An 8610-nucleotide genomic window follows, 5' to 3' on the forward strand; every position below is an offset into this window, starting at 1 on the left:
GCGAGCACGACGACGAGCAGGCCGTTGGTCTGCGGGCGCAGCGCGGCGAGGGCCGCCCCGACGGCGTCGGGCGTGTGCGCGAAGTCGACGACCGCCGTCGGCAGGTCCTCACGGGTCGGGTCGCTCGGGGCGACGAGCTCCATGCGACCGGGGACCTGCGGGCGGGTGAGGACGGCGCGGGCGACGTCCTGCGGCGCGATACCGCTCTCGAGCAGGGCGACGGCAGCCATCGCGGTGTTGACCCGGTTGAAGTCGCCCGGCAGCGCCGACTCGAGCTCGAGCACCTGCTCGCCGCGCGTGAGCGTCATCTGGGCCTCCCGCGGGTCGCCGCCGATGATCCAGTCGGCCTCGACGTCGAGCCGCGAGGTGACCGTCGTGACCGGCACGGTGGCCTCCTCCGCCAGCCGCATCCCCCACTCGTCATCGACGCAGACGACGCCGCGGCGGGAGCGGGCGGGGGTGAAGAGGCTCGCCTTCGCGCGGAAGTAGGCCTCCATCGTTCCGTGGAAGTCGAGGTGGTCCTGGCTGAGGTTGGTGAAGAGGGCGACGTCGTAGACGACCTCGTCGACCCGGTGGAGGGTCAGCGCGTGGCTCGAGACCTCCATGACGCAGGCGTCGACATCGCGCTCCCCCATCGTCGCGAGGAGGGCGTGCAGGTCGGTCGTCTCGGGGGTCGTGCGCACCGACTTGATCCGCTCGTCGCCGATGCGGGTCTCGATGGTGCCGATGAGACCGGTCGTGCGGCCGAGCGCCTCGAGCGCGGACACCATGAGGTAGGCGGTCGTCGTCTTGCCGTTGGTCCCCGTGATGCCGAACATCGTCGGCCGCCGCGCGGCGCTGTCGTAGACGGCGTCGGCGACCCGGCCGAGGACGCTGCGGGGTCCTTCGACCTCGACGAAGGGGAGGTCACTCCCCTTCGCCTGCAGCCGGGCGACGCCGTCGGCGTCGGTGAGGACGGCGACGGCACCGGCAGCCACCGCCTTGTCGACGAAGTCGGCGCCGTGGGCGCGGGCGCCGGGCAGCGCGGCCCAGAGGTCCCCGGGGCGCACGGTCGAGGTGTCGAGGGAGACACCGGTGACCTCGGTGGCCGGGTCACCGTGGACCGGCGCGGGTGCGCCGTCGCCGACGAGGTCGGCGACGGCAGCCAGAGTCAGCGGGGCGACCCGCTCGGGGCGAGGAAAAGACACGATCCGCGACCTTACCCGCCGTCCGGCGCGCCCCGGTCACGCAGCAGCCCCGGGGTGTCGTCGGCGGGCTTCTTCGACAGCTTGGTGCGCACCTTGGGCGACTTCGCGTCCTGCGGCGTCGGCGGGACCTGCTCCTTCTGGAGGGCGTAGGTCATGACGTCCTTGAAGACGGGCGCGGCGACCGCGCCGCCGTAGTAGCCCTTGATCGGGCGCTGGAGGATCACCGAGACGACGAGCTTGGGGTCGTCCGCCGGGGCGAAGCCGATGAAGCTCGCGGTCTTGCCGCTGTAGCCACCGGTCTCGGGGTCGTAGCGGTCGGCGGTGCCGGTCTTGCCGGCGACGCGATAGCCCTTGATCTTCGCCTGCGGGGCGGTGCCCTCGTCGGAGACGACGCCCTCGAGCATCCGGGAGACCTGGTTGGCGGTCTTCGACGAGACGGCACGGTTGCGCTTGCCGGCCGGGGCCGGCTCCCAGCCGCCCTCGCCGTCGCTGACCTCCTTGACGAAGGTCGGGCTGATCCGCACGCCGTCGTTGGCGATCGCCTGGAAGACGTTGGTCACCTGCACGGCCGTCGTCGAGACACCCTGACCGTAGGTGATCGTGTAGCGCTGCGAGCCGTTCCACGTCTCCGACTTCGGCAGCAGGCCGGCGGACTCGCCGGGGAATCCCGAGCCGCTCGTCGACCCGAGGCCGAAGCGGCGCAGGTACTCCTCGAGGGTCTTCGGCGACATCGTCTCGCCGATGAGCATCGTGCCGGTGTTGCTCGACTCGGCGAGAGCGCCGGCGACGGTGCGGTACTCGTCGGGGTGCGGGTGGCTGTCGTTGAGGGTCTGGTTGCCGCGGCGCATCGACCCCGGGAGGATCATCGGCGTCTCGGGGGTGATCTCCCCCTCCTCGAGGCCGGCGGCGACGGTCATGATCTTCGACGTCGAGCCGGGCTCGAAGACGTCGGAGAAGGCGAGGTTGGAGAAGACGCCCTTGCCGTCGCCGATGTCGTTGGGGTCGAAGGTCGGGTAGGACGCGAGGGCGACGAGCTCGCCGGTGTCGACGCGCTGGACGACGATCGTGCCGGAGAGCGCGTCGGTCTCCTTGACCTGGTCGGCCAGGGCGTTCTGCGCGTACCACTGCACGTCGTTGTCGATCGTCAGGCGCACGTCGCGCCCGCTCTCGGCCGAGCTGACGTCGTCGGAGGCATTGGGCAGGCGCGAGCCGTCCTGGGCGATCTCGTAGGTCGCCTGGCCGGGCGTGCCCTTGAGGATGTCGTCGAGCTGCAGCTCCAGCCCACCACCGGCGGTCTGGTCCTGCGGCTGCACGAAGCCGACGAGCGAGGCGACGGTCGTCGACTGCGGGTAGGTGCGCTGGGTCGAGCGCTCGGAGTAGATGCCGGGGATGCCCAGGGCGTTGATCTTGCGCCAGGTCAGGGGCGAGATGTTCTTGGCGAGCACGCGGTAGCGCTGCATGCCGGTGAGCTTGGGCTCGAGGTCCTCCGCGGTCGTGCCGAGCGGCTCGGCGAGGTCCTTGGCGGCCCCTGCCGTCCCGACCTTGGTCTGGGTGCCGTCGACGTCCTTCTCGTAGGCCGGCACGGCCGTCTGGTCGACGACGACGGTGCGCCGCTCCTGGCTCTGCGCGAGCACGGTGTCGTTGGCGTCGTAGATCGTCCCGCGGTGCGCGGGGATCGCCTCGGTCTGGGTGCGCTGGCGCAGGGCGTCGGCGGCGACCGCGTCGGAGTCGAAGCCCTGGATGCGCAGCAGCTGGGCGGCGAAGAGGCTGAGCACGATGAGCGAGACGACCATGAGTGCACGCATCCGCCCGCGCGGGTTGGCCGCAGCGGCGGGGGCCGCGGCCGGCCGACGGGCCGGAGCCTTGCGGGCGGGAGCCTTGCGCGGGGGTGCCGTCTTGGCGCGCCGGCGCAGCCTTCTTGGCCGGAGCGGCCTTGCGAGCCGGAGCAGCCTTCTTGGCGGGGCCGGCTGCCCGCTTCGCTGGTGCCGCCTTCTTCGCAGGCCGCGACGAGCCGGAGGGTCGACCGGTGCCCTGGGGGCGGTGTGGTCGGCGCTGGCTCACGTGGGGCCCTTCCTCAGTTGCTCGAGCGGGTGGACTTCTGGCTCTTCTTCGTGCTCTTGGCGGTGCTCTTCTTCGTGGCCTTCGACGGGGAGGCGGAGGCACTCTTCGTCGACTCGTCGGCGGTCGCCGTGGCCGCTGCTCCCACGGTAAATCCGTCCGGCTTCTGCGCCACCGACGCCACGCCGAGGACCTTGCCCTGGTCGAGGTCGATGAAGGCGGCGCTGCTCGCGGGGACCATCCCGAGCTCGTCGGCCTTCGTCGCCAGGCGCTGCGGCGCGGCCCGGTCGTTGATCGTCTGGGCCAGCGAGTCCTCCTTGTCGGCGAGCGACGCGGAGCGGGCCTCGAGCGCGGTGACCTCGAAGGAGTCCTGGGCCATCGCGGTGTTGAGACCGAGGACGGCGCCGAGGCCGGCGAGCAGCAGGGCGACGCAGGCCGCGGGGAACCACGGGGACCCGGCCCGGTCGGCCGGGGTGACCACCTCGAGGGAGGCTCGGGTGCGGCGGGCGGGCGCACGACGGGCGACGGTCGTGGCGACGGACGACTGGCTCATCGGGACGTACCTCTCTGCTGGCGGGGCGGTCGGATGCGCTCGGCGCCGCGCAGGCGGACCGAGGCGGATCGGGAGTTGGTCTCGAGCTCGCGGACCCCCGGGGTGAGGGCGCCACGGGTGAGCAGCCGCAGCTCGGGGGCGTGCTCCGGCGGCTCGACGGGCAGGTCGGCGGGGGGCGGTCGAGGTCGCCCCCCGCGGCGAGGCCCCGCTTGGTGATGCGGTCCTCGAGAGAGTGGAAGGACAGGACGGCGATGCGGCCGCCGACGGCGATCCGCTCGAGCGCGACGGGCAGTGCCCGGGCCCAGCCGGCGAGCTCGGCGTTGACCTCGATGCGCAGCGCCTGGAAGGTGCGCTTCGCCGGGTGGCCGCCGCCGCGCTGCGAGGCCATCGGGATCGTGGCGCGCAGCAACTCGACGAGCCGGCCGGACCGGTCGAAGGGGGTCACCTCCCGCTCGCGGACGATCGCGCCGGCGATCTTGCGGGCGAAGCGCTCCTCGCCGTACTCGGAGAGCACGCGCGCGAGGTCACGGGCGTCGTAGGTGTTGAGCACCTCGGCCGCGGTGATCCCGGTCGTCGGGTCCATGCGCATGTCGAGCGGCGCGTCGTGGGCGTAGGCGAAGCCGCGCTCGGTCTCGTCGAGCTGCAGGGAGGAGACGCCGAGGTCGAAGAAGGCGGAGGTGACGGTCTCGATGCCGAGGTCGTCGAGGACCTCGCCGATCTCGTCGTTGACCGCGTGCACGAGGGTGACCCGCTCGCCGAAGGGCGCCAGCCGCTCCCCTGCCAGGCGCAGCGCCTGGGGGTCACGGTCGATGCCGACGAGCCGCACCTGCGGGTCGGCCTCGAGCACGGCCTGCGCGTGCCCGCCCATGCCGAGCGTGCCGTCCACGTGGACGCGCCCTCCGTGGAGAGCGCCGGGGCGAGCAGGTCGAGGACCTCGTCGAGCATGACGGGCACGTGGCGGGAGGCCGCGTCGCGGCCGGTGCCGGTGTCGTTGTGCTCCACGGTGCTCCCTTCGTGCTGGTGGTGGTGGGTGGTGATCTCCGGGCTGTCCGGCAGCTGCCGCCTGGTCCCCATCCGGGACGATCCGGCCCGGGGGAAGTCGGGTCGGCGCCGTCACGGCTGGAGGCCGGGCGGCAGCTGCTCACATGAGTCCGGGGATCACCTCCTCGGACTGGTCGGCGAAGGCCTGCTCGGTGCTGGCCAGGTAGTCCTCCCACGCGGCGGTGTCCCAGACCTCGACCCGCGAGCCGGTGCCGATGACGGTGCACTCGCGGTCGAGGCCGGCGTACTGGCGCAGCGCGGCCGGCACGGTGACCCGGCCCTGCTTGTCGGGGATCTCGTCGCTCGCGCCGGAGAGGAAGACGCGCATGTAGTCGCGAGCTGCCTTGCTCGAGGTGGGGGCCTCCTGGAAGCGCTGGGTGATCTTGACGAACTCGTCCATGGGGAAGACGTAGAGGCAGCGCTCCTGGCCACGGGTCATGACCAGACCGCCGGCGAGCTTGTCGCGGAACTTCGCCGGCAGGAAGAGGCGGCCCTTGTCGTCGAGGCGGGGGGTGTGGGTACCGAGGAACACGGCGGCCACCTCCCCTTCGTCTCGACCCGAGGGCTCCCTGCGCTTCCTTGTTCCACCACTTTACTCCACCTTTGCTCCAGATCACACCCTGTTCGGCACTTTTCGCCGACTTCTTTGCTGACTTTTCCCTGATAAATCAGGGGTGGTGCAAAGTGGGGCAATTTCGCCCGTTCATCACCACGAAGGGGGGACCTCGCGTGCCGGGATCGACGGCAGCTCCGTCTTGTGACCCCGTTTCCTGGGGCCGGGGCCCGACCGCCACGTAGGGTCGGGGGCACATCGGAGCGAAGTGGGGCGGCGCACTGTCGGCCCCCGGATCGGAGTCGTGGTGACCCTCAGCAGGGAAGGTGCGCCCGCGGTGCAGGTGAGCGACGACCTCGAGTACGTCGTCTCCGTCGGCCGCGCGCTCGCCGAGACGATGAACGGCGTCATCGAGGGCAAGCCCGATGTCGTGCGCACGGCGATCACGGTGCTCCTCGCGGAAGGGCACATCCTCGTCGAGGACGTCCCCGGCACCGGCAAGACGATGCTCGCCAAGGCCCTCGCGCGCAGCATCGACGCCTCGGTGCGCCGGGTGCAGTTCACGCCCGACCTGCTGCCGAGCGACATCACCGGCGTGAGCATCTACAACCAGGACCAGCACGACTTCGAGTTCCGCCCCGGCGCGGTCTTCGCCAACGTCGTCATCGGTGACGAGATCAACCGCGCGTCGCCCAAGGCGCAGTCCGCCCTCCTCGAGTGCATGGAGGAGGCGCAGGTGACGGTCGACGGCACGACCTACGAGCTGCCGCGGCCCTTCATCATCATGGCGACGCAGAACCCGGTGGAGATGGAGGGCACCTATCCCCTCCCCGAGGCGCAGCGCGACCGCTTCATGGCCCGCCTGTCGATGGGCTACCCGACGGCGGCTGCGGAGATCACCATGCTCGACCACCACAGCGCCCGCTCGCCGCTCGAGGACCTGCACCCCGTCGCCGACGCCGCCGGCATCGCCCGGCTCATCGCCGCCGTGCGCACCGTCCACGCCTCCGCCGCCGTGCGGCAGTACGTCGTCGACATCGCGACGGCGACGCGCACCAGCTCGCTCGTGCGTCTGGGGGCCTCGCCGCGCGCGACCCTGCACCTGCTGCGGGCCGGCCGGGCCCATGCCGCTCTCGCGGGTCGTGACCACGTCCTGCCCGACGACATCCAGCAGATCGCCCCGGTCGTCCTCGCCCACCGGCTGCTGCTGAGCAGCGAGGCCCAGCTCGCCCGCCGAGAGGCCACCGACATCGTCAGCGAGCTGGTCCAGCGCACGCGCGTGCCGGCCACCCGGTGAGGCGATCGCGATGACCGGCCGTGGGCGGCTCTTCGTCGCCGCCGGTGTGCTCGTCGCCCTCACCGGGCTCGTCCTCGGCCTGCACGACCTGACGAAGGTCGGCGGGCTGCTCGTCGTCCTGCCGGCCCTCGCGCTGCTCCTCTCCCGTCGCGACCTCGACCTCGACGTCTCGCGGCAGGTCTCCCCCGTGCGGATCCCGACCGACGGGCACGCCGACGTGACCGTGCAGGTGCACAACGCCGGACGGCTGAGCACGCCCCTGCTGCGCGGCGAGGAGACCCTCGCCTATGCCCTCGGCGACCGCCCGCACCTGCTCGTGCCGCGCCTCGACAGCGGCGAGAGCCGACAGCTCTCCTACCGGGTGCGCTCGCACGTGCGCGGGCACCACGTGATCGGTCCGCTCTCGGTGCGCGTCACCGACCCCTTCGGCCTGGCGACCCGCTCGATCCCCGTGCCGGGCCAGACCTCGCTCGTCGTCCTGCCCCGCGTCCTGCCGCTCACTCCCGTCCGCGGCGTGCCGGCCGGCGGGGGCGGCGAGACATCGACCTCCTCGCGCGTCGCCCTCCAGGGAGAGGACGACATCGGGGTGCGCGAGTACCGCATCGGCGACGACCTGCGGCGCATCCACTGGCGCTCGACCGCCCGCACCGGCGAGACGATGGTCCGTCAGGACGAGCAGCCCTCCCGTCGCCGCGCGCTCGTCCTGCTCGACGACCGTGCGGGCTCGCACGCCGGCACGGGCGGCGGGGGGTCCTTCGAGTGGTCGGTCACGGCCGTCGCCTCGATCGTCACCGTGCTGCTCGGCGAGCGCTTCGAGGTGCACCTGTGCCTCGCGTCCGACGAGACCGGCGCCGTCGTCCCGCTCGTCGACCTCGACCACGCGCTCGACGAGCTGGCGGCGGTCGGGCCGGCGGAGACGACCTCGCCGGACGGGCTCGTCGAGGCGCTCGACGACTTCATGCTCCACGGGGGCGGTCTCGTCGTCGGCGTGCTGGGGCAGCTCGACGACGAGGTCGTCGACCTGTGCACCTCCCGCTCGCGCCACGGCCGGGCCCTAGTCGTGGACCGCGGCGGCTTCACCGGACGCTCGGGCACCGGTCCTGCCGACGAGACAGCCCACCGGCTCGCACTCGGCGGGTGGCGGGCCGAGGTCGTGCGCCCCGGAGCCCAGCTGCCGGAGCTGTGGACACGGCTGTCGGTCGGCCTGGGGGTGCGGGCATGAGACACGACCTCCGCGCCGTCGCCGGGCTGCTCGCCGCGCTCGGTACCCTCGTCGTCGCGCTCCCGCTGCGCTCGCTCTTCGACGACAACCCGTGGGTGGGCCCGGCGATGGGAGGGATCCTCCTCGTCGTGCTCAGCGGCATGCTGCTGCGCGGGCTGACCACCCGGGCGGGTCTCGTCGTCCTGGGCCAGGCGCTCGTCGCCGGCTTCTACCTGCTCGTCACCCAGCTGCGGGAGACGACGTGGTTCGGCGTGGTGCCGACGCCGCAGACCATCTCGACCTTCGCCGCGCACGTCTCCGACGCGCACGAGACGATCACCCGCTATGCCGCACCGGCCCCCGCGACGCCGGGCATCGTCGTCATGCTCGTCACCGTCGTCGTGGTCGTCGCGCTCGCCGTCGACATGTCGAGCGCCACCGCGATGTCGCCATCGGTCGCCGGCCTGCCGCTGCTGTCGCTCTTCCTCGTCTCCGCGGCCAACTCCGGCGGGTCCCTCCACGGGCTGTGGTTCCTCGTCGCGGCCAGCGTCTGGCTGGCGATGGTCGTCCACCAGGCCGACGTCGACCTCCACGGCTGGGTGACCTCGGTCCCCCCGGCTCGCGCGCGGCGACGGCGAGGGAGGTCGCGGCGCGCTCGCACCGCTGGCAGGCCGTGCGCCTGGGGCGCCCTCGGCCTGGCCGGTGCCGTCGCCCTGGCGA

General features: G+C 72.6%; 7 protein-coding genes and 1 pseudogene. 3 read left to right on the plus strand and 5 right to left on the minus strand.

Going from position 1 to position 8610, the window contains the following annotated elements; genetic code table 11:
- From AC2W7J_RS12535 to mraZ, 5 genes and pseudogenes are all read right to left on the minus strand, one after another.
- Positions 1 to 1187: Mur ligase family protein (locus AC2W7J_RS12535; protein ID WP_485982761.1), on the minus strand; the 1187-nt coding region annotated here is incomplete at its 3' end.
- Positions 1188 to 1198: 11 nt separating this feature from the next.
- Positions 1199 to 2992, minus strand: coding sequence for a peptidoglycan D,D-transpeptidase FtsI family protein (locus tag AC2W7J_RS12540; protein WP_485982763.1), 1794 nt, complete (start codon positions 2990 to 2992; stop codon positions 1199 to 1201).
- 269 nt (positions 2993 to 3261) lie between these two features.
- Positions 3262 to 3798, minus strand: a complete 537-nt coding sequence (gene ftsL, locus AC2W7J_RS12545; protein ID WP_421006748.1) for a cell division protein FtsL — start codon at positions 3796 to 3798, stop codon at positions 3262 to 3264.
- Positions 3795 to 4743 (minus strand): annotated as a pseudogene (gene rsmH, locus AC2W7J_RS12550) (16S rRNA (cytosine(1402)-N(4))-methyltransferase RsmH). The gene ftsL and the pseudogene rsmH overlap by 4 nt, the downstream one beginning before the upstream one ends.
- 196 nt (positions 4744 to 4939) lie before the next feature.
- Complete coding sequence (mraZ, locus tag AC2W7J_RS12555) at positions 4940 to 5371, minus strand: division/cell wall cluster transcriptional repressor MraZ (RefSeq protein WP_255185915.1); 432 nt, start codon at positions 5369 to 5371, stop codon at positions 4940 to 4942.
- A gap of 418 nt (positions 5372 to 5789) precedes the next feature.
- Here mraZ and AC2W7J_RS12560 point away from each other — a divergent pair, with 418 nt between their 5' ends.
- The 3 genes from AC2W7J_RS12560 to AC2W7J_RS12570 form a co-directional block, all read left to right on the plus strand.
- Entirely contained in the window at positions 5790 to 6689 is a 900-nt protein-coding gene (locus AC2W7J_RS12560) for an AAA family ATPase (RefSeq protein ID WP_485982769.1), read from the plus strand.
- 10 nt (positions 6690 to 6699) lie between these two features.
- Positions 6700 to 7911, plus strand: coding sequence for a DUF58 domain-containing protein (locus AC2W7J_RS12565; protein WP_485982765.1), 1212 nt, complete (start codon positions 6700 to 6702; stop codon positions 7909 to 7911).
- The coding region (locus tag AC2W7J_RS12570) for a transglutaminaseTgpA domain-containing protein (protein ID WP_485982767.1) at positions 7908 to 8610 on the plus strand (703 nt) is incomplete at its 3' end. The genes AC2W7J_RS12565 and AC2W7J_RS12570, both read left to right, overlap by 4 nt.

The sequence above is a fragment of the Janibacter sp. CFPM2_SD2 genome (genome assembly GCF_057364645.1).

What these genes read in the sequence shown, in the direction of transcription:
- AC2W7J_RS12560 (WP_485982769.1), top strand. Translation starts at nt 5,790, where the DNA reads ATGAACGGCGTCATCGAGGGCAAGCCCGATGTCGTGCGCACGGCGATC.
- AC2W7J_RS12565 (WP_485982765.1), top strand. Translation starts at nt 6,700, where the DNA reads ATGACCGGCCGTGGGCGGCTCTTCGTCGCCGCCGGTGTGCTCGTCGCC.
- AC2W7J_RS12540 (WP_485982763.1), bottom strand. Translation starts at nt 2,992, where the DNA reads ATGCGTGCACTCATGGTCGTCTCGCTCATCGTGCTCAGCCTCTTCGCC.
- ftsL (WP_421006748.1), bottom strand. Translation starts at nt 3,798, where the DNA reads ATGAGCCAGTCGTCCGTCGCCACGACCGTCGCCCGTCGTGCGCCCGCC.